Origin of the sequence: Pseudomonas sp. LBUM920, from assembly GCF_003852315.1 — a bacterium.
Lineage (GTDB): Bacteria > Pseudomonadota > Gammaproteobacteria > Pseudomonadales > Pseudomonadaceae > Aquipseudomonas.
The window spans coordinates 3985073-4005845 of sequence record NZ_CP027762.1 but is presented as its reverse complement, the minus strand read 5'-3'; the positions used below and the strand labels follow the sequence as shown (position 1 = coordinate 4005845).

Annotated in this window: 14 protein-coding genes; all 14 read left to right on the top strand. The window is 64.0% G+C overall.

Annotation, left to right across the window (positions count from 1 at the left end):
* Positions 1 to 44 precede the first annotated feature (44 nt).
* The 14 genes from C4J83_RS18530 to tssM all read left to right on the top strand — a co-directional run bounded on the left by C4J83_RS18530 (position 45) and on the right by tssM (position 20772).
* Positions 45 to 1079 (top strand): catalase family peroxidase, encoded by a 1035-nt coding sequence (locus C4J83_RS18530; RefSeq protein ID WP_177416156.1) that lies wholly within the window; start codon positions 45 to 47, stop codon positions 1077 to 1079.
* 78 nt (positions 1080 to 1157) lie between these two features.
* Positions 1158 to 2195 carry a type VI secretion system protein TssA gene (gene tssA / locus C4J83_RS18525; protein WP_124417866.1) on the top strand — a complete coding sequence of 346 codons (1038 nt, stop codon included), beginning with the start codon at positions 1158 to 1160 and terminating at the stop codon, positions 2193 to 2195.
* A gap of 38 nt (positions 2196 to 2233) precedes the next feature.
* The gene (gene tssB, locus C4J83_RS18520; RefSeq protein WP_106579888.1) at positions 2234 to 2734 is read left to right on the top strand and encodes a type VI secretion system contractile sheath small subunit; all 501 of its coding nucleotides are present in this window, start codon (positions 2234 to 2236) and stop codon (positions 2732 to 2734) included.
* Between the two features lie 78 nt (positions 2735 to 2812).
* Positions 2813 to 4312, top strand: coding sequence for a type VI secretion system contractile sheath large subunit (gene tssC / locus C4J83_RS18515; RefSeq protein WP_106579887.1), 1500 nt, complete (start codon positions 2813 to 2815; stop codon positions 4310 to 4312).
* Positions 4313 to 4333: 21 nt separating this feature from the next.
* A complete protein-coding gene (locus C4J83_RS18510) occupies positions 4334 to 4816 on the top strand; it encodes an Hcp family type VI secretion system effector (RefSeq protein WP_078743332.1) in 483 nt (160 codons plus the stop codon).
* A gap of 237 nt (positions 4817 to 5053) precedes the next feature.
* Complete coding sequence (gene tssE, locus C4J83_RS18505; protein WP_119736306.1) at positions 5054 to 5572, top strand: type VI secretion system baseplate subunit TssE; 519 nt, start codon at positions 5054 to 5056, stop codon at positions 5570 to 5572.
* Positions 5569 to 7446 (top strand): type VI secretion system baseplate subunit TssF, encoded by a 1878-nt coding sequence (tssF, locus tag C4J83_RS18500; RefSeq protein ID WP_124417865.1) that lies wholly within the window; start codon positions 5569 to 5571, stop codon positions 7444 to 7446. The genes tssE and tssF overlap by 4 nt, the downstream gene beginning before the upstream one ends.
* The gene (gene tssG / locus C4J83_RS18495; RefSeq protein WP_218911083.1) at positions 7431 to 8444 is read left to right on the top strand and encodes a type VI secretion system baseplate subunit TssG; all 1014 of its coding nucleotides are present in this window, start codon (positions 7431 to 7433) and stop codon (positions 8442 to 8444) included. Before tssF ends, tssG begins: the two co-directional genes overlap by 16 nt.
* Entirely contained in the window at positions 8437 to 11070 is a 2634-nt protein-coding gene (tssH, locus tag C4J83_RS18490; protein ID WP_124417863.1) for a type VI secretion system ATPase TssH, read from the top strand. The genes tssG and tssH overlap by 8 nt, the downstream gene beginning before the upstream one ends.
* A gap of 5 nt (positions 11071 to 11075) precedes the next feature.
* Positions 11076 to 13037 carry a type VI secretion system Vgr family protein gene (locus C4J83_RS18485; protein WP_124417862.1) on the top strand — a complete coding sequence of 654 codons (1962 nt, stop codon included), beginning with the start codon at positions 11076 to 11078 and terminating at the stop codon, positions 13035 to 13037.
* A gap of 18 nt (positions 13038 to 13055) precedes the next feature.
* Entirely contained in the window at positions 13056 to 14480 is a 1425-nt protein-coding gene (gene tagH, locus C4J83_RS18480; protein WP_124417861.1) for a type VI secretion system-associated FHA domain protein TagH, read from the top strand.
* Between the two features lie 92 nt (positions 14481 to 14572).
* A complete protein-coding gene (gene tssK / locus C4J83_RS18475) occupies positions 14573 to 15904 on the top strand; it encodes a type VI secretion system baseplate subunit TssK (protein ID WP_106579880.1) in 1332 nt (443 codons plus the stop codon).
* 15 nt (positions 15905 to 15919) lie between these two features.
* Positions 15920 to 17206: a type IVB secretion system protein IcmH/DotU gene (icmH, locus tag C4J83_RS18470; protein ID WP_124417860.1), complete on the top strand. Its 1287-nt coding sequence runs from the start codon at positions 15920 to 15922 to the stop codon at positions 17204 to 17206.
* 2 nt (positions 17207 to 17208) lie between these two features.
* Positions 17209 to 20772 carry a type VI secretion system membrane subunit TssM gene (gene tssM / locus C4J83_RS18465; RefSeq protein WP_124417859.1) on the top strand — a complete coding sequence of 1188 codons (3564 nt, stop codon included), beginning with the start codon at positions 17209 to 17211 and terminating at the stop codon, positions 20770 to 20772.
* The last annotated feature ends 1 nt before the right edge of the window (position 20773 follow it).

Sequence of the window (20773 nt, the reverse complement as noted above, 5' to 3'; positions counted from 1 at the left end):
GGGGTCGGGCATTGGTCCTCAATGTCGTGATCCCAGATAGCTTGATGAAAAAACCATCTCTGCTGAAAAATAGCCATCGCCTGCGTCTTGCCCTCGCTGCCGTAGTATTTGCAGGCCTCGGCGCCTGGCTGTTGCCTTCTTTCCATTCCCCGTCACCCACGGCCGCGAAAATCGTCGATGAGATGGAAGCTGTTGCCGGTGGTGCCCATCAGGGCTTTCGTCGTAACCATGCCAAGGGCCAATGCATCAGCGGCCATTTTGAAAGCACCGGTAATGCTCTAGAGATCTCACGCGCTTCCTTGTTACAACCTGGCAAGGTGCCGCTGATCGGCCGGTTGTCGGCAGCCGGCGGCGACCCGGCGCAAGCCGACGTGCACGGCATGATCCGCAGCATGGCGCTGCGCCTGGCCGGGGACGACGGTGAGACCTGGTACATGGCGATGAATTCCGTGCCGGTGTTCCCCGTGAATACGCCCGAGGGTCTGTACGAGCAGTTGCGCGCCTCGATCCCTGAATACGGCAGCACCGGGCCCGATCCGAAAAAGATGCAGGCCTTCAAAAGCGCTCACCCAGAAATGCGTCCGTTCGAGACGTGGCTTGCGGCCCATCCTGGCTCATCCGGGTTCGACAACACCGCCTATTACAGCGTCAATGCCTTCCGCATGACGAGCGCCCAGGGCCAGGTGCACTTCGTGCGCTGGAGCATGGTGCCAGAGACGCCTTACAAACCAATGACAGCCGCTGAGTCCAGCGACCCGGATTTCCTCGCCTTCGGCTTCGCCACGCAACTGGAGCAAGGCCCCGTACGCTGGCACCTGATGATTACCCTGGCCGACCCCGGCGATGTGACCACCGACGCCACCGTGCGCTGGCCCGAAGGGCGCCGCCAGATCGACGCCGGCGTGCTGGTCATCGACAGCCAGCAGTCCCAGGTGGAGGGCGCCTGCCGCGATGTGGACTTCAACCCCCTCCAATTGCCAACGGGTATCGGGCCGTCGGACGACCCGTTGCTGTTGGCACGCCAGGCGGCGTACGCGGAATCTCACCGCCGGCGCATCAATGAACAGAGCGCTCACTAAGAATTTTTCCCACGCTGCGGAATAAATCATTTCCCTCGCTTGTTCTATCCCCAGAACAACTTGAACGAGGGAAGTACGATGGGCCTGTCCACCGGCGCTCAACCACTGGATTTCACCGCACTGGCCCAGCCTTTGGCCGAAGCCGACGGCTGTGGCCAGAACTTCGAATACGACCCCCAGTTCCTTGAGCTCGAAGAAGAAGCCCTCGGCAAACCCGAGGTGCAGTATGGCGACACCATCACCCAGGCCATCGAGCCAAGCTGGAAACGGGTGATGCTGTTGGCGCTGCCATTGATGGAGCGCAGCCGCGACCTGCGCCTGGCGATCTGGCTGACCCGCGCTCAACTCAACCTGCACGGCATTCCCGGCCTGGCTGCCGGCCTTGGGCTGATCCATGGCTTGCTGGAAAACTGCTGGCAGGGCTTGCACCCGCAGCTCGACCCCGATGACGACAACGACCCGTTGCTGCGCATCAATATTCTGGCGTTCCTGTGCGAGCCTGCCGGTGTGTTGCGCGACGTGCTCGATGCGCCGCTGGTCAGCGGCCGTGGCGTGGGCGCGGTCAGCTTGCGTCAGGTTGAACTGGCGAGCGGCGAGGAGGGCGAGAGCGTCAGCCTGGCGATGATCGAAGGCGCGTTTGCCGAAGCCGACCCCGTCGAACTCAACGCCACTGACACCGCGCTGGCACAGGCGTTGGCACTCAGCGTGCAGATCGAACAGTTGTTGACGGAGAAGGTCGGCGTCGGCCGCGCCATCGACCTCAGCGGCCTGGCCACACTCCTGCGCCGCGCCGGTGACGTGATCCGCCGCCACTTGCCAGGTGCCGCGCCAGCCGAGGCGATGCCGGCTGGCGTTACAGCCGCCGCCGTGGCCGCCGTGGCCGTCGCCCCGCAGGCAGTGCGCGCAGAAATCAACAGCCGCGAAGACGCACGCCAGACCATCGACCGTCTGTGCACGTATTTCCAGACTTTCGAGCCCGCCAGCCCGGTGCCGTTTTTACTGCAGCGGGCGAAGAACCTCATCGACAAGAATTTCATGGAATTGCTGCAAGACCTCGCCCCTGATGGTCTCGCGCAACTGGCGCTGGTCAGCGGTATTCGCAACAGCGACACCTGAGCCTTTTTGTATCAACCCCACTCACCGGAGCTTTTCCTGTGGCCAAAGAAAGCAGTCAGAAGTTCATCGCCCGCAACCGTGCGCCGCGCGTTCAGATCGAATACGACGTGGAGATCTACGGTGCGGAAAAAACCGTGCAGTTGCCCTTTGTCATGGGGGTGTTTTCGGACCTCTCCGGCAAGCCGGCCGAGCCGTTGCCGCCGGTGGCCGAGCGCAAGTTCCTGGAAGTCGACATCGACAATTTTGACGATCGTCTCAAGTCCATGAAGCCGCGTGTGGCGTTCCAGGTGCCCAACACCCTGACCGGTGAAGGCAACCTGCCGGTGGAAATCACGTTTGAATCGATGGACGACTTCACCCCGGCTGCCATCGCCAGCAAGGTGCCGAGCCTGAACCAGTTGCTCACCGCGCGCAGCCAGCTGTCGAACCTGCTGACCTACATGGACGGCAAAGTCGGCGCAGAGGAATTGCTCGCCAAGCTGCTCAGCGATCCGAGTGTGATGCAAGCCTTGAGCAGTGCGCCCAAGCAGCCCGAATAACTGAATAACCGTTGCCTGCGCCGGCGCCTCGTTTGCCCCGGTACGGGGACGCTTTGCCCAAAATTTGAGGATACCGTCATGTCCACCCCGCAATCCGAACAGCCAGGGCAACTTGCCCCGGCCACGGAATTCGACGCTGGCGACTTCGCAAGCCTGCTGCAAAAAGAGTTCAAGCCCAAAACCGACAAGGCCAAGGAAGCGGTGGAAACCGCCGTGCGCACCCTGGCCGAGCAAGCGCTGCAAGGCACGCAACTGATGCCCCACGACGTGCTGGGCACCATCGAGGGCTTGATCGCCGCCCTCGACCAGAAGCTCACCGAACAGGTCAATCACATCCTGCACCACGAGGAATTTCAGGGCGTGGAAAGCGCCTGGCGTGGCCTGCACTACCTGGTCAACAACACCGAGACTGACGAAACCCTGAAGATCCGGGTGATGAACATCTCCAAGAACGAAGTGCACAAGACCCTGCGCAAGTTCAAGGGTGTGGCCTGGGACCAGAGCCCGATCTTCAAGAAGTTGTACGAAGAAGAATATGGTCAGTTCGGCGGCGAGCCGTATGGCGCCTTTGTCGCGGATTACTACTTCAACAACAGTGCGCCGGACGTGGAACTGCTGACCCAGATGGCCCGCGTCAGCGCCGCCGCTCACTGCCCGCTGATCACGGCTGCCGACCCCAGCGTGATGCTGATGGAGTCGTGGCAGGAACTGGCCAACCCGCGTGACCTGACCAAGATCTTCCAGACCCCGGAACACGCCGCCTGGCGCAGCTTTCGCGCCAGTGAAGACTCGCGTTACGTCGGCCTGGCCATGCCGCGCTTTCTGTCCCGCGCGCCCTACGGTGCCAAAACCAACCCGGTCGAAGCGTTCGATTTCGAAGAAACCACCGACGCGGCCGGCGCCAAGGATTTCACCTGGGCCAACGCCGCTTACGCAATGGCGGTGAACATCAACCGCTCGTTCAAACACTACGGCTGGTGCTCGCAGATTCGCGGCATCGAGTCCGGTGGTGTGGTGGAGGGGCTGCCGGTGCATACCTTTCCAACCGACGACGGCGGCGTGGACATGACCTGCCCAACTGAAATCGCCATCAGCGACCGCCGCGAAGCGGAACTGGCAAAAAACGGCTTCATGCCGCTGGTGCACAAGAAAAACAGCGACCTCGCCGCGTTCATCGGCGCGCAGTCGATGCACAAGCCTGCCGAGTACGACGACCCCGACGCCACCGCCAACGCCAACCTGGCCGCGCGCCTGCCGTACCTGTTCGCCACGTGCCGTTTCGCTCACTACTTGAAGTGCATCGTGCGCGACAAGATCGGCTCGTTCAAAGAGCGCGACGACATGCAGGTGTGGCTCAACAACTGGATCGGCCGTTACGTCGAACACAACCCGGCCACCGCCACCGACGCCGACAAAGCCCGTAAACCGCTGGCCGGCGCCGAAGTGGTGGTGGAAGAAATCGAGGGCAACCCCGGCTACTACGGCGCCAAGTTTTTCCTGCGCCCGCACTACCAACTCGAAGGCTTGACCGTGTCCCTGCGCCTGGTCTCCAAGCTGCCGTCCACCAAATCCAACTGATCAACCTGAAAGGTAACCACCATGATCCTGCTTAACTTCAAAGGCACCCAAATCAAGGGCACTTCCACCGTCGACGCGCACAAGGACTGGATCACCATCGACGCGATCCAGATGGGCGTGGGCCGCGCGATTTCCATCAGCGGCGGCGGCACCGACCGTGACACCAGCAACCCGTCGTTCTCGGAAATCTCCATGACCAAGGCCACCGACCTTGCGTCGGCCGACCTGTTCATGCAGGCGGTGTGCGGTAAAAGCCTGGGCGATGCCGAAATCCACTTCATCCAGACCGGCGGCCCGGACAAGAAACAGCAGGTGTTCCTCAAGCTGATTCTCGGCGAAGCCATCATCAGCTCCTACTCCGCCAGCAGCAACGGCGAGCGCCCCAGCGAAACCTTCTCGATCAACTTCACCACCATCAGCTACGAGTACGACTCCTTCACCGGCGACACCGTGATCACCGGCACGCCGAAGAAGTGGGACCTGGAGAAGAACCAGAAAATCTGACGCCGGGCCTCTGTGGCGAGCCGGATTGTTGGATGGAGGGTTTCCTGTGGTGCGCGGGCTTGCTGTGGCGAGCGGGCTTGCCCCGCGTTGGGCTGCGAAGCAGCCCCATCACACACACCGTGCTTCTACCGGATGCCCGCGGCGGCAGGTTTCAGGGCCGCTTCGCGCCCCAACGCGCGGCACGCCCGCTCGCCACGACAAGCCTGCATACCACAGCGGTAATGGAGATTGAGAACCATGGCTGAACTCACCAGTCGCGAACGCTTGCAGCCGTCCTTGCTCGATCGCCTGAGCGATGACGACACCGAGCACGCCGTGGAGCCGCGCGACAAGCGCGTGCTGTCCATGCGCGGCTTGCGCAAGGCGGTGTTGCGGGACTTGGGATGGCTGCTCAACAGCACCAGCCTGGGCAGTTTTCGTGACCTGAGCGCGCACCCGCTGGCAGTGCAGTCAGTGATCAATTTTGGTCTGCCGGATCTTGCCGGCAAGACCGCCGCCGGTTTGGACCGGGAAGCGCTGGGGCGGCGCATCCGCCAGGCGATCTGGGATTTCGAACCGCGGATTTTACGCGACAGCGTGCGCGTGGTGCCGGTGGCGCCCTCGGGCGTGACGGCCAGTCCCAACCAGATGGCCTTTGAAATTCATGGCGAACTCTGGGGCCAACCGTTGCCCGAGCGCCTGTACCTGAAGACCGAACTCGACCTGGAAGCAGGTGAGGCGAGGGTCTTTGATATCGAGACAAGGGACGTGCGGTGAACGCCAAACTGCTGCGCTATTACGAACGTGAATTGGCTCACCTGCGCGAAGTCGGCGGCGAATTCGCCCGTGACTACCCCAAGGTGGCCGGTCGCCTGGGGCTGGAAACCTACGCCTGTGCCGACCCGTATGTGGAGCGGCTGCTGGAGGGTTTCAGTTTTCTTGCGGCGCGGGTGCAGCTGAAGATCGACGCCGAGTTTCCACGCTTCACCAATCACCTGCTGGAACTGGTTTACCCGCAATACCTGGCGCCCACCCCGTCGATGACCGTGGTGCAGATGCAACCGGACATGAGCGAAGGCAGCCTGGCTGCAGGTTTCAAGGTGCCGCGCGATACCGCGTTGCACAGCCAGTTGGGCAAGGGCGACCAGACCGCTTGCGAGTTTCGCACGGCCCATGACGTAACCCTGTGGCCGGTGGAGTTGGTCCAGGCACGCTACTTTGCCTGCGGCGCACACGTAGCCGGCATCGACCTGTCACGCCTGGGCGGCGTCAAGGCGGCGCTGCGTCTGCGCTTGCGCGTCGGCGCCGGCCTGACCTTCAGCGACCTGGCCCTGGACAGCCTGCCATTGCACATTCGCGGCGGCGAAGCCATGCCCTCGCGCATCCTCGAACAACTGCTGGCGCAGGCCGCCGGTGTGTTGGTGATGCCAGTGCAGGAGCACGTGGACTGGCACCAGTTCCTGCCCAAAAGCGCGATTCGAAGTGTCGGTTATAGCGACGGCGAAGCCTTGCTGCCCAGCGGCCCGCGTTCATTCCAGGGCTATCGACTGCTGCAGGAATACTTCGCCATGCCGCAGAGGTTCATGTTTGCCGAAGTGGCGGGGCTGGCGAACAGTGTGAGTCGCTGCACCGCCGAGCAACTGGACGTGATCGTGCTGTTCAAGAAGCTCGACCCGGTGCTGGAACAAAGCCTCAGCGCCGCCAACTTCGGCCTGTATTGCACGCCGGCCATCAACCTGTTCCCGATGCGCACCGAGCGGGTGCACCTGTCGGACCAGCAATCGGAATATCACGTGATTCCCGACCGCACGCGGCCGATGGATTACGAGATTTACCAGATCGAAAGCGTCACCGGCTATGGCAGCGGCGCCGAGGCCAGCCAGACCTTCGAGTCGTTTTATCGCGCCAACGACTTGCACGCCCGTACGCCACCGAACGCGTTTTATCAGCTGCGCCGAGACGCGCGCGTACTGTCCGAGCAACAGCGGCGGCAAGGGCCGCGCTCCAGTTACATCGGCAGCGAACTGTTCCTGTCGCTGGTCGACGCCCAGGAGGCGCCGCACCGCAGCGATCTGCGCCAACTGGGCATCGACACCCTGTGCAGCAACCGCGACCTGGTGCTGAGCATGCCGGTGGGCAGCGGCCGCACCGACTTCACTGTCGAATCCGGCGCGCCGGTGCAGTCGGTGCGCTGCGTGGCAGGGCCTACGGTCCCGGCGCCATCGTTTGCCGAAGGCGAGACGGCGTGGCGGCTGGTCAGCCACTTGTCCCTCAACTATTTGTCGCTGCTCGATCAGGACAAGGAGCAGGGCGCCACCGCTTTGCGCGACCTGCTGCGCCTGTATTGCCGCGTTGACGATGAGGCCGCGCACAAACAGATTGAAGGCCTGCGCTCAGTCACCGCCGACAGCATCGTGCGGCGCCTGCCATTGCCGGGGCCGATCACGTATGGCCGGGGGTTGCAGGTGTGCGTGACCCTGGACGAGTCGGCCTTCGAAGGCGCCGGCGTGTTTGTATTGGGCTCGGTGCTGGAGCAGTTTTTTGCCAAGTACGTGTCGCTCAATTCGTTCACCGAAACCGTCATCAAAAGCACCGCGCGTGGCGTGATCATGCAGTGGCCGGCGCGGGTGGGCAGATGCGAGATCCTCTGACCCTGCTCAGTGCCCTTGAAGCGCATCCGGGGCGTTTTGATTTCTATGCTGCGCTGCGCCAGTTGGAGTGCGCCCACCCGCAATTGCCGCGGATCGGCCAGGCCGCGCGCCCGGCGGATGAGGCGGTGCGGTTCGGCCAGCAACCGTCGCTGGCGTTCGAGCCTGCGATGATCGCGGCACTCAAGCCTGGCGTTACGCCGAAACTGCTGCTGAATTTTTTCGGCCTGATGGGCGCCAATGGCCCGCTGCCGATTCATCTGACCGAGTACATTCGCGACCGCCAGCGCAACCTCAATGACCCAACGCTGGCCGCGTTCTGCGATGTGTTCCATCACCGCATGATCAGCCTGTTTTACCGCGCCTGGGCCAGCGCGCAGCCGGCGGTCAGCCTGGACCGGCCGGGGGCGGATCGCTTTGCCCAGTACCTCGGTTCGTTGATCGGCATCGGCCAGCCGTCGCTGCTCAACCGCAATGCCGTGCCGGACGTGGCCAAGCTGCATTTTGCCGGGCGCCTGGGCCCGCAGACGCGCAATGCCGAAGGCTTGGCGGCATTACTCAGCGACTACCTCGGCGTGCCGGTGCAGGTCGAGCAGTTTGTCGGCCACTGGATGACGCTGCCCGCCGATGGCCTGTGTGCACTGCGCAGCGGCCCCGACGCTGCCGTACTCGGCCAGACCACCGTGATGGGTAAAAAGGTCTGGAACACCCAGCACAAATTCCGCCTGCTGATCGGCCCTCTGGACCTGGCCCAGACCCGCCGCCTGTTACCCGGCGGCGACAGCCTGCAACGCGTGCAGGACTGGGTGCGCCAATACGTCGGCCTGGCCATGGATTGGGACGTCAACCTGATCGTCAAGAAAGACCAAGTACCCGGCCTGCGCCTCGGTTCCGCGCCTTTGGGCTGGACCAGTTGGCTGAGCAGCCAAACCCCCGAACACGATGATCGGCAGTTGCTGATCAACCCTCGCATCTCTTCTCAAGGACCTGCCCATGGCTGACATCAGTCGCGTCGCGCTTTTCGGCAAACTCAACAGCCTGTGCTACCGGGCGATCGAAAGCAGTACCGTGTTCTGCAAGCTGCGCGGCAACCCCTACGTGGAGCTGGTGCACTGGTTGCAGCAGATCCTGCAATTGAGCGACTCGGACCTGCTGCGCCTGGTTCGTCACTACGGCATCGACCCTGCCGTATTGGCCCGTGACCTGACCGCGGCGCTTGACCGCTTGCCACGGGGGTCAACGTCGGTCACCGACTTGTCGTCGCAGGTCGAAGAAGCCGTCGAACGCGCGTGGGTCTATGCCACCTTGATGCTCGGTGAATCCCAGGTGCGTTCCGGCCACTTGCTGCTGGCACTGCTGAAAACCCCGAGCCTGCGCAACGGTTTGTACGGCGTGTCCCGCGAGTTCAACAAGGTCGGCATCGATGACTTGAGCGAACGGTTCGCCGCGTTGCTCAACGCCTCGCCCGAGGCGCAGATGACCGCCAGCGATGGCTATCAGTTGCCCGGCGAAGACATCGGCGCAGTCGCGCCCGCCAAGCAGGAAGCCTTGAAGCGCTTTACTGTCGACCTCACGGAACAAGCGCGCGGCAACACGATGGACCCCATCGTCGGGCGCGACGAAGAGATCCGCCAGGTGATCGACATATTGATGCGGCGGCGCCAGAACAACCCGATCCTGGTGGGCGAGGCGGGCGTCGGCAAAACCGCCGTGGTTGAAGGGTTTGCCCAGCGCATTGCTCGCGGCGATGTGCCGCCGAGCCTCAAAGACGTGCAACTGCTCGCCCTGGATGTGGGCCTGTTGCAAGCCGGGGCCAGCATGAAAGGCGAGTTCGAACAGCGCCTGCGTTCGGTGATCGATGAAGTGCAGGCCAGCGTCAAACCGGTGGTGCTGTTTATCGACGAAACCCACACCCTGGTCGGCGCGGGCGGCGCTGCCGGCACCGGCGATGCGGCCAACCTGCTCAAGCCGGCGCTGGCGCGTGGCACGCTGCGCACCATCGGCGCGACGACCTTTGCCGAGTACAAAAAACACATCGAAAAAGACCCGGCGCTGACCCGGCGTTTCCAGACCGTGCAGGTCGATGAACCGGACGAGGCCCGCGCGTTGCTGATGCTGCGCGGCATCGCGCAGACCATGCAGAACCACCATCAGGTGCACATCCTCGATTCGGCATTGGCGGCGGCGGTGCGCCTGTCCAACCGTTACATCCCGGCGCGCCAGTTGCCGGACAAAGCCGTCAGCCTGATTGACACCGCCTGCGCGCGCGTCGCCATCAGCCTGCACGCCACCCCTGCGCAGGTGGATGACCGCCGTCGGCGCATCGAGGCTCTGGAAACCGAGCTGGAGATCATCGAGCGTGAAACCGCAATTGGCGTGGACACAACCAGCCGCCGCGCCTCGGTCGAGGCCCAACTCGCCAGCGAACGTGAGTGCCTGGACGAGGTGGAAGGGCGCTGGGACAACGAGCTGGCGCTGGTCGAGCAGATTCAACGGCTGCGCCGCCAGCTTGCGGACGCAACCGAGCGCGAGGCGGGCCTGGCGGAACTGCATCAGTTGCAGGACGAGCTGGCGGCGCAGCAGGGCGAACACCCGCTGGTGCTGATCAGCGTCGATGAGCAGGCGGTGGCCTCGGTGGTGCAGGACTGGACCGGCATTCCGGTGGGGCGCATGGTCAAGAATGAAATCGACAACGTACTGCGTCTGGCCGAGCGCCTGGGCCAGCGCATCATCGGCCAGGACCATGCACTGGAAATGATCGCGCGGCGCATCCAGACCTCCCGCGCGGGCCTGGACAACCCGGGCAAACCGGTCGGCGTGTTCATGCTTGCGGGCACGTCCGGGGTGGGCAAGACCGAGACCGCCCTGGCCTTGGCCGAGTTGCTGTATGGCGGCGAACAGAACGTGATCACCATCAACATGAGCGAATACCAGGAGGCGCATACCGTTTCCACGCTCAAGGGTGCGCCGCCGGGTTACGTGGGGTACGGCGAGGGCGGCGTCTTGACCGAGGCGGTGCGGCGCAAGCCTTACAGCGTGGTGCTGCTGGACGAAGTGGAGAAGGCTCACCCGGATGTGCATGAGCTGTTTTTCCAGGTGTTCGACAAGGGCTGGATGGAAGACGGCGAAGGACGGATCATCGATTTCAAGAACACCTTGATCCTGCTGACCACCAACGCCGGCACGCCGTTGATCAGCCGCCTGTGCCGTCACCCGCAGACCATGCCCTCGCCGGATGTCATCGCCAAGGCCTTGCGTGAACCGCTGCTGGAAGTGTTCCCGCCGGCCTTGCTCGGGCGCCTGGTGGTGATCCCGTATTACCCGCTGAGCGACGCCATGCTCGGCAGCATCATCGGCCTGCAACTGGGGCGCATCCAGAAGCGCATCGCCGATAACCACAACATCCCGTTCACCTGGAGCGAGGAGGTCGTGCAGCTGATTGCCAGCCGCTGCACCGAGCTGGAAAGCGGTGGGCGGATGATCGACGCCATCCTCACCAACGCGATGCTGCCGGCAATCAGTACCGAATTCCTCAATCGCTTGTTGCAGGGCACTCCGGCCACTTATGTGCGGGTGAGTGTCGAGGGCGGCGAGTTTGCCTACGCGTTCAGCGAGGCTGCGAGGTAACCCTTATGGCCACGACTCAGATTCATCGCGAGATCCAGGTTACCAGCACCCTCGGCGCCGATGTGCTGCTGTTTCGGCGCATGCAGGCGACGGAGGGGTTGTCCCGGCTCAGTGAGTACCACCTGGAGCTGTACAGCGAGCGCGCCGACCTGAATATCGACGACCTGCTGGCCACCCAGATGAGCGTGGCGGTGGACTTGCCCAAGGGCGGCAGCCGTTACTTCAGTGGGCATGTCAGCCACTTTTCGTTCAGCACGCGCCAGGGCCGCTACTCCACCTACAAGGCGGTGCTGCGGCCATGGCTGTGGTTCCTGACGCTGGCCAGCGACTGCCGGATCTTCCAGGAATTGAGCGTGCCGGACATCCTCAAGCAGGTGTTCGCGCCCTACAGCATCGCCGATGTCGACACCTCGGGCCTGAGTGGCAGCTACAAGGCGCTGACTTACTGCGTGCAATACCGCGAGAGCGATTTCAACTTTGTCAGCCGCCTGATGGAGCAGGAGGGCATCTACTACTGCTTCAAGAGTGCTGCCGGGCGCCACACGCTGGTGCTGGCCGACTCCTACGGCGCGCACTCGCCGGCGCCAGGTTATGCCCAGGTGCGGTTCATGCCCGCCGAAGACCACGCCATGCGCGAAAGCGAAGTGATCTACGACTGGCGCATGGGCGGCGATGTGGAGCCGGGCGGCTATACCTTGCAGGATTTCGACTTCGAAAAGCCCAGCGCCAACCTGTTGGCCAAATCGACCCTGGCCGGCAGTTACCCGCAGGCGCGCCATGAGCGATACGACTACCCGGGCAAATACACCGAGCGCAAAAACGGCGAAACCTACGCGCGCACCCTGATTGAGTCGCTGCACACCGGCACCCAGCGCGTCACGGGCGCCACCCGTGCGCGCGGGCTGTTTCCCGGCGCGCTGATGACCTTGACCGAGCACCCGCGCAGCGAGCAGAACGCACAGTTCCTGCTGCTGGAGGCGCGTTACACGTTGTCCTCCGACACCTATGAACCGACGCCGCCGGCCGACCCTGCGCCGGTGTTGAGCTGCGAGTTCGTCGCGCTGTCGCGCCAGCAGCAGTTCCGTGCGCCCTGTGTAACGCGCAAGCCGCTGATGCGCGGCCCGCAGACTGCCCTGGTGGTGGGCAAGCAGGGCGAGGAAATCTGGACCGATAAATACGGGCGCATCAAGGTGCAGTTCCACTGGGACCGCGAGGGCCAGCGCGATGAAAACAGCTCGTGCTGGATTCGCGTGGCCCAGGGCTGGGCCGGCAAGCGCTGGGGCAGCCTGTATACGCCGCGCATCGGCCAGGAAGTGGTGGTGAGTTTTCTTGAGGGTGATCCCGACCAGCCACTGGTGACCGGCAGTGTCTACAACGCCGACACCATGCCGCCGTATGCACTGCCGGAAAACGCCACGCGCTCCACCCTCAAGAGCAACTCGTCCAAGGGCGGCGGTGGCTACAACGAGCTGCGCTTTGAAGACAAAAAGGGCGCGGAGCAGGTGTTCCTGCACGCGCAGAAAAACCTCGACCAGCGCGTGCTCAAGGATTCTCTGGACTGGGTCGGTGGTGACCGCCATTCCAGGGTCGATCAGGACCTGCGCGAGAAAGTCGGCGGCGACCGGCACTCGGCGGTCGGTGGCCATCGCAATGAGAAGGCCAGCGGCGATGTGTCGATGGCCGCCGGCGCCAACATGATCATCAACGGCGGCCTGAAGACCGGCGTCACTGCGGGCCTGGACATGTACATCAAGGGTGGTGCCAACGTGGTGATCGAAGCCGGCGCCACCATCACGCTGAAAGTCGGCTCGACCTTCCTCACCCTGACCCCGGCGATGATCCTCGCCTCGATCATCCCCTTGCCGCTGCCCGAAGCCGCGTCGGCGGCGACCGCCCTGGCCCTGACCGCGGCCACCGGACCTGCCGGCGTGCCGCTGCCGCCCAAGGAGGCCGACGATGGCAAATAACCCTTTGTGGAGCCCGTTATGAACCTGATCCTGCTGGTTAAAAGCTACCGTGACCAACCGATGCCCGGCGAGGTGATCTGCCGCTTTACCGAGGTCGGTGGTTCTATCGGGCGTGGGCCGGACAATGACCTGACCCTGGACGATCCGGGCAAATACATCTCGCGCGTACACGCGCGCGTCGAGCAGCGTGGTGAGCAGTTTTACCTGACCGACACCGGCAGCAACCCCAGCCTGGTCAATGAGCGGCCGCTGGGCAATGGCCGGGAGCGGTTGCTGGAGGCGGGTGATCGTCTGGTGATTGGCGATTACGGCCTGGAAGTGCGCCTGGAGCAACCCGCAGCGCCGGTGCTCGAAGACGATGCTTTGGCGACGCGCATCCTGCCGCCGCTGTTTGTGCCGCCACCGGCCCCGGTCGCTGCGCCGTTGCCACCGTTGGAGGTGCCGTCACCGCTGTTGCGCGACCCGCACGTGGTGGTGCCGGTGGTGCTGCACGACGACCTGGCAGGCGCGCGGATTCTGGAAGGCCATTCGTTATTCGATGGGGCGATGCCGCTGTCGGACCCGCTGGGTTTAAATCCCTCGCTGACCCCGGTTTTTCGCGGCACCGAAAGCGACCATGTGGCGCCGCAGATGCAGGCGTTCAACAAGCCGCTGTGGCAGGCCGAGCCGCCAGTGATCCCGGATGATTACGACCCGCTCTTTGGCCTGTCCACCGAACCCACGGTCGCTCGCGATCCAAATGTGGCAGCCGGCTTGCCCGCGATAGAGATGAACGATAACGAGGTGATCCAGGAAAAACTCAGCGCCCCTGAGACCTTCGCGGGCAAGCCCGCTCCCACAGTGACCGCGCCCACCCGTGACAGCGCGGTGCTGCAGGCGCTGCTGACGGGCCTGGGTTTGCCTGACCTGCACACCGCCCGTGCGCCCACCGAACTTGCCCAACTGGTCGGCGAAATGCTGCGCGCCGCCACCGGCGGCACCATGGATGTGCTCATGGCCCGCGCGCTGACCAAGCGTGAAAGTCATATCGACATGACCATGATCGGCGCCTATTCCAACAACCCGTTGAAGTTCTTTCCCGACGCCGACAGCGCCCTGACCCAGATGCTTAACGGTGATTCGCCAGCCTATATGCGCCCGGTCAAGGCACTCAATGCGTCTTTCGACGACCTCAAGGCCCATGAGCTGGCGGTGATCGCCGGCATGCGTGCAGCCCTTGGCGCCGTGGTGCAGCGCTTTGACCCGGCGCGGGTCGAGCAGCGCCGCACCACCCACGGCGCGCTCGACAAATGGATGCCGGCGCGGCGCAAGGCGCGTTTGTGGGATCGCCTGGTGGAGCGCTACGAAGACCTGGCGCGGGATGCTGACGAGGATTTGCAGCGGCTGTTTGGGGAGCTGTTTTCCAAGGCTTATGAGGAACAGGTGGCGCGGATGAGGCAGTAGGGGGCTGCTGCGCAGCCCAACGCGGGGCAAGCCCGCTCGCCACAGCAAGCCCGCTCGCCGCAAGACCCCTGGTTAAGTTGAGAGAAGAATTTATGTCCTGGAATAACAAAGTAGTCTGGTCCGAAGGCATGTTGCTGCAGCCTCAGCACCTGCAGCAGCACGACCGTTTCCTGCAGGCCCAGTTGGAAGCTCGCGTGGCCAGCTTGCGTGCTTACGGCTGGGGCTTTTCCAACGTGCAAATCGACCCGCAACAGTTGGCCATGGGCAAGCTGTCGCTGCTCGCCTACAGCGGCATATTGCCCGACGGCACGCCGGTGGGCCTGCCGTTTGACGATGCCATGCCGCTGCCGCTGGAGATCCCCGACGACGCCCGTGACCTCAAGGTTGTGCTGGCCTTGCCGAGCCTGCGCCCCGGTGTGGCGGAGGTTGACGACAACCCAAGCTTTGAAAATTTCGCGCGCCACCGCAGCAGTGAATACGAAGCCTGGGACAGCAATGGCCTGGACAGCAGCGCGCTGATGAGCATCGGCAAACTGCGCTTGCGCCTGGCGTTTGAAGGCGATGTGGCCGATGCCTACACGGTGCTCGGCATTGCCCATGTGGTGGAAAAACGCGCGGATAAAAGCGTGGTGCTCGACCGCGAATACTGCCCACCGTGCCTGGACATTCGCGCTGCCGAGCGCTTGCGTGCGTTTGTCGATGAGCTGCTCGGTCTGCTGCAGCAACGAGTTGAGGCGCTGGCCTCGCGCCTGACCCGGCCGGATGGCAGCGGCGCGGCGGAAATCGCCGATTTCCTGCTGTTGCAGGTGCTCAACCGCAGCCTGCCGCTGGTGCGGCATTTGTCGGCCATGACCGGTTTGCACCCTGAGCAGCTGTACCGCGATCTCGCGGCCCTGGCCGGTGAGTTGGCGACCTTTACCCGTGACGATAAACGCGCGGCCGCGTACCCGGTGTACCGCCACGGCGCGCTGGCGGAAACCTTCGCCCCGGTGATGCTCGACCTGCGCCGCGCATTGTCGGCGGTGATGGATGTACGCGCCATCGCGATCCCGTTGGAGGAGCGCCAATACGGCATTCGCGTGGCCGTGCTGCCGGACCAGGAGTTGCTGCGCTCGGCCACGTTTATTCTGGCGGTGCAGGCGCAGATGTCCGCCGAAAGCGTGCGCAACGGCTTTCCGCCGCAGGTCAAGATCGGTTCGGTAGAGAAGATCCGCGACCTGGTCAACCTGCAATTGCCCGGTATTGGTTTGCGCCCCTTGCCGGTGGCGCCACGGCAGTTGCCGTTTCATGCCGGCTTTACCTATTTCGAACTTGATCGCAGCAGTGAATATTGGCAATTGCTGAGCCAGTCGGCCGGCTTTGCCATGCACATCGCCGGGGTTTTTCCGGGGCTGGACCTGCAGTTCTGGGCCATCCGCAACTAAGGCAAGGTGACTGACGTGAACGACGCTTTTGAAGGCGGCCAAGACCCTGACCGCACCTTGCTGATTCCCACGCCAGGCGGGCGTCGGGCCACGCCGCCGGTGCTGCCGACGGCCGATGTGCCGCGTGCCGCGCTGGTGGTTCATGGCCAGGGGCTCAACTCGCTGGTGCGCGCAGCCAACCCGTTGCTCGACCTGGTGGTGCCGCTGCGCACGATGACGGCAATGCCGGACATGGAGAGCTTGCGCCAGCGCTTGATCCAGGCGGTGCAGGCCTTTGAAGCCCAGGCGCGCGCCAGCCAGGTCGATGTGGAAACCGTGGCCGCCGCGCGCTACGCGCTGTGCACGCTGGTGGACGAAACCATCGCCAGCACCCCCTGGGGCGCGGGTGTGTGGGGCAGCCGCAGCCTGCTGGTGACTTTTCATAACGAGGCGTGGGGCGGCGAGAAGTTCTTCATGATCCTGCAGCGCCTGAGCCAGGACCTGCGCACCCACATCGACGTGCTGGAGTTGATGTATCTGTGCCTGGCGTTGGGCCTGGAAGGGCGTTATCGGGTGCTGGATCGCGGCCTGGATCAATTGGGTCTGCTGCGCGAGCGCCTGCTGCAGTTGATCAACCAGCAGCGCGGCAATCAGGAGCAGGAACTGTCGCCACGCTGGCGCGGCGCACAAGCACCGCAAGCGTCGATGCTGCGTCGGGTGCCGGTGTGGGTCATGGCGTCGGTGGCGGCGGTGCTGTTGCTGAGTGTGCAGCTCACGTATAGCTGGTTGCTCAACCGTGCCTCCGACCCGGTGTTTGCGCAACTGGGATCGATTCGTGTGGCCTCGCCGCTCAAGGTGGCGGTGCCGGCGACACCGGCTCCGGTGCGCCTGGCCGGTTTTCTCGCACCCGAAGTGGCCCAGGGCCTGGTGGCGGTCAAGGACAGTGCCGACCGCTCAGTGATCACCTTGCGTGGCGACGGCGTGTTTGCTTCGGGCAGCGCCGAGGTGTCGAGCAACTTCGACGGCTTGCTGGCGCGCATCGGCGATGCCCTGGCCACCGTGTCGGGGGCTGTGGTGGTGGTCGGGCATACCGACAACGTACGGCCATCGGCGACGTCGCGGCTGGGCTCCAACTTCGACTTGTCCCAGGCCCGCGCCAAGACCGTGGCCCGTTTGCTCGCCCAGCGCGCCGGGCCGGCCGAGCGTTACCGCAGCGAAGGCCGGGGCGAAACCGAGCCGCTGGTCCCCAACGATTCAGCGGCGAATCGCGCGCGTAACCGTCGCGTCGATATCACTGTGTTGATCCCTTCCCAGGCGCAATAGCCATGAACTTCTCTACGCTTTTTTCGTTGTTATGGTCCCCGGTGGAGCGCTTCATCCTGTGGCTGCTCAAACCGTGGTTGCTGTCGCTGATCGGCGTGGCGTTGCTGTCGTTGCTGGTGTGGTATGAAGGCCCGTTGCTGGCGTTCAACGGCAGCGAACCGCTGGCGCCGGAGTCACGGCGTTGGGCCTTGATCGCGCTGTTTGTGCTGATATGGGCCGGCTATTTTGCCTGGCGCCTGTGGCGGGCGTGGCGCGCCAACCGTGGCTTGATGGCGGGTGTGGCCGAGGCGCCGGTGGTGGCGCCCGGTGTGCGTGAAACCCAGGCCGAAGTGGCCGAACTGGGCGAGCGCATGCGTTCGGCCATGGCGGTGCTGCGCAAGGCCAACCCCGGCTGGAAGATGAGCGGGCAGTACCTGTATCAGCTGCCGTGGTACATGTTCGTCGGCGCACCGGGCAGTGGCAAAACCACTGCGCTGACCCATTCCGGCCTGCAGTTCCCGCTGCGTGAGGCGATGGGCTCCGGCGCCATCGGCGGCGTTGGCGGCACGCGCCATTGCGATTGGTGGTTCACCGATGAGGCGGTGCTGCTGGATACCGCCGGGCGCTACACCACTCAGGACAGTTACAGCGAAGTCGACAAGGCGGCGTGGGGCGGCTTTCTTGACCTGCTGAAAAAATACCGCCGCCAGCGCCCGGTCAACGGTGTGATCGTGGCCTTGAGTGTCAGCGATTTGCTGCAACAGACCGACGCCCAGCGCCAGGCCCAGGCCGTGGCGATCCGCACGCGCATCACCGAGCTGTATGAGCGTTTGGGCCTGCGGTTTCCGGTGTATGTGATCATCACCAAGTGCGACTTGCTGGCCGGGTTTTCGGAGTTTTTCGAGACCTTTGGCCGCGATGAGCGTGCGCAGGTGTGGGGCGTGACATTCGCGCTGCCACAACCGGCGCAGCCGGACAGCGGTTTGGCGTCGTTCCCAAGCGAGTTCGATGCGCTGGAGCGCCAGTTGCAACGGCGTGTGCTGGAACGCTTGCAGCAAGAGCGCGACCTGTCGCGCCGCGCCTTGCTCTACAGTTTCCCGCAGCAGTTCGCCAGCCTTGGCGATGGCCTGACGCGCTTTCTCAACACCGTGTTTGAAGCCAACCGTTATCAGGAGCCCGCGCTGTTGCGCGGCGTGTATTTCACCAGCGGCACCCAGGAAGGCAGCCCGATTGACCGGGTGTTGACCTCGCTGGCTGCCTCGTTCGGCCTGGGCCGCAAGGTCCTGGCGCCGAATGTCGCCAGTGGGCGCAGTTACTTCATTACCCGTTTGTTGCGCGAGGTGATCTTCAAGGAAGCCGGACTGGCCGGGGTCAATCATCAAGAGCAACGCCGGCGCCAACTGCTCGCAAGGGCTGGGCGGATAGCCGCAGCAGCCGTGTTCGTGCTGCTGCTGGCGGCGATGACCATCAGTTACAACCGCAACCTGCAACTGATCGCCGACGCGTCGAGTGCCGCCGCCCAGGTCGCGCAGTTGGCCAAGGCGCTGCCCACTGAAGGCGATGTGCTGGTGACGTTGCCCTTGCTCAATGCCGCACGCGCATTGCCCAGCGGCTATAGCGATGGCGATAACAGCGTGCCGTTGCTCAGCCGCATGGGCCTGTATCAGGGCAACAAACTCGGCGCTGGTGCGGTGACCCTGTATCGCCGCCTGCTTCGCAGCACGCTTATGCCGCACATCGTCGCCAATATGGAAAACGCCCTGCGCCGTGGCGACGCGAGCAATCAGGAGTTTTTGTACGAAACCCTGCGCGCCTACTTGATGCTTGGCGAGCGGCAATACTTCGACGCCGCGTCGGTGCAGGCGTGGGTCGATGTGGATTGGCGCCGTGAGCTGCCCCAGGCGACACCGGCGCAACTGCAGCAGTTGTCGGAGCATGTGTCGGCGTTGTTGGAGGCCGACGATGAGGCCGAGCCGGTGCCACTGGACAGCGCGTTGATCGCCAAAGTGCGCCTGGCGCTGGCCAGCATGCCGTTGTCTCAGCGCATCTATAACCGGGTCAAGCGCCTTGTCGAACAGCAGCACTTGCCGGAGTTGAGCGTCAACAGTGCGGTGGGGCGGGACGTGTCGTCGCTGTTTACGCGTGCCAGTGGCGAGCCGCTGTCCCGTGGGGTCAGTGGCGTGTACCGCCTCGCCGGATACCGTGAGCTGACCGACAAAACGCCACAAGCCGTGACTGACATGGCCAAGGACAGCTGGGTGCTGGACCGCCAGGAGTCGGCGCAGATCGCCGGTGGCAACCCGGCGATGCAGGCAGCGGTGCTGGAGCTGTATTACGCCGACTACATTCGCCAGTGGGATACGTTTCTTGCCGATGTGCACCTGTCGCCGTTGACCAGCCTGGGCCAGGCCTCGCTGGTGACCACGGTGCTGGCTGCCAGTGATTCACCGTTGCGGGCCTTGCTGCAGGCCGTGTCCAGGGAGACCACCCTGGACGGTGCCCTGACCTCGGCAACCAGCCAAGACACCGACCAACGCGTGCGTGACAAAATCGCCGCCGCCACCCAGAGGTTGCAATCGGCCTTGGGCGGCGACAGCCCCGCGGCGCCCGTGGATGCCCAGGCCAACCCGGTGGACCAGCATTTCGCAGCGTTGCATCGCCTGGTGGGCACGGGCACCGGGCCGCAACCGCTGGATGAGGTACTGGCCTCCTTGAAGGACGCCGGGCAGTTTTTCGACAGTGCTGACGCGGCCCGTCGCAGCGCCGCGCCGGCACCGTCCAACGAAGTGCTGGCGCGCCTGAAGCGCTCCGGCGATACCTTGCCAGCGCCGCTGTCGGCGCTGCTGCGGGATGTGGAATCGGGCGGTACGGCGTTGACGCTGGGCAATGAAAAGGCGCGGCTGAATGCGCTGTGGGAGGCCTCCGGCGCACCGTTCTGCCGGGCTGCGATTGACGGACGTTACCCGCTGGTGCGCAGTTCTGGTCGCGACGCCACTGCCGACGACTTCGGCAAGTTCTTCGGTCCGGGCGGCTTGATGGACGACTTTTTCAGCAAGAACCTTGCGGCCTATGTCGACATGAGCGGCAACCCATGGCGCTGGCGCTCCAGCGGTGTGACGCCGCTGAATATCTCCCAGGATGTGCTTAACCAGTTCCAGCGTGGCGCCAAACTGCGGGATATGTTCTTCGTGGCCGGCGCACGTCAGCCATCGATGCGCTTTGACCTGAAACCCCTGAGTGCCGACCCTGGGCTGACCAAGGTCAATCTGGACATCGATGGCCAGCCGGTGGTGTACGAGGCGGGCAGTGTGGCCGACTTCACCAGCCTGTCGTTACCCAGCGGCAAATCCGGCGGCCTGGTGCGTCTGGACGCCACCCCCGCGTTGGTCAGCCCCTTGCGCAGCGATGGCCCTTGGGGTTGGCTGCGGATGATGGACAAGGCCGTGGTCAGCGCCCAGGGCGAGCAGCTGCAACTGACGTTCACTGTGGAGGGCCATCGGGTGGTGTACCTGTTGCGCGCCAGCAGTGTGATCAACCCGTTCCGCCGTGATGGCCTGGAGTCTTTCCATTGCCCCGGCAGCTTTTAGG

Bases quoted from the DNA above. Each gene is read 5' to 3' on its own strand.
- C4J83_RS18530 (WP_177416156.1), top strand. From the start codon at position 45: ATGAAAAAACCATCTCTGCTGAAAAATAGCCATCGCCTGCGTCTTGCC.
- tssA (WP_124417866.1), top strand. From the start codon at position 1,158: ATGGGCCTGTCCACCGGCGCTCAACCACTGGATTTCACCGCACTGGCC.
- tssC (WP_106579887.1), top strand. From the start codon at position 2,813: ATGTCCACCCCGCAATCCGAACAGCCAGGGCAACTTGCCCCGGCCACG.
- C4J83_RS18510 (WP_078743332.1), top strand. From the start codon at position 4,334: ATGATCCTGCTTAACTTCAAAGGCACCCAAATCAAGGGCACTTCCACC.
- tssE (WP_119736306.1), top strand. From the start codon at position 5,054: ATGGCTGAACTCACCAGTCGCGAACGCTTGCAGCCGTCCTTGCTCGAT.
- tssG (WP_218911083.1), top strand. From the start codon at position 7,431: ATGCGAGATCCTCTGACCCTGCTCAGTGCCCTTGAAGCGCATCCGGGG.
- tssH (WP_124417863.1), top strand. From the start codon at position 8,437: ATGGCTGACATCAGTCGCGTCGCGCTTTTCGGCAAACTCAACAGCCTG.
- C4J83_RS18485 (WP_124417862.1), top strand. From the start codon at position 11,076: ATGGCCACGACTCAGATTCATCGCGAGATCCAGGTTACCAGCACCCTC.
- tagH (WP_124417861.1), top strand. From the start codon at position 13,056: ATGAACCTGATCCTGCTGGTTAAAAGCTACCGTGACCAACCGATGCCC.
- tssK (WP_106579880.1), top strand. From the start codon at position 14,573: ATGTCCTGGAATAACAAAGTAGTCTGGTCCGAAGGCATGTTGCTGCAG.
- tssM (WP_124417859.1), top strand. From the start codon at position 17,209: ATGAACTTCTCTACGCTTTTTTCGTTGTTATGGTCCCCGGTGGAGCGC.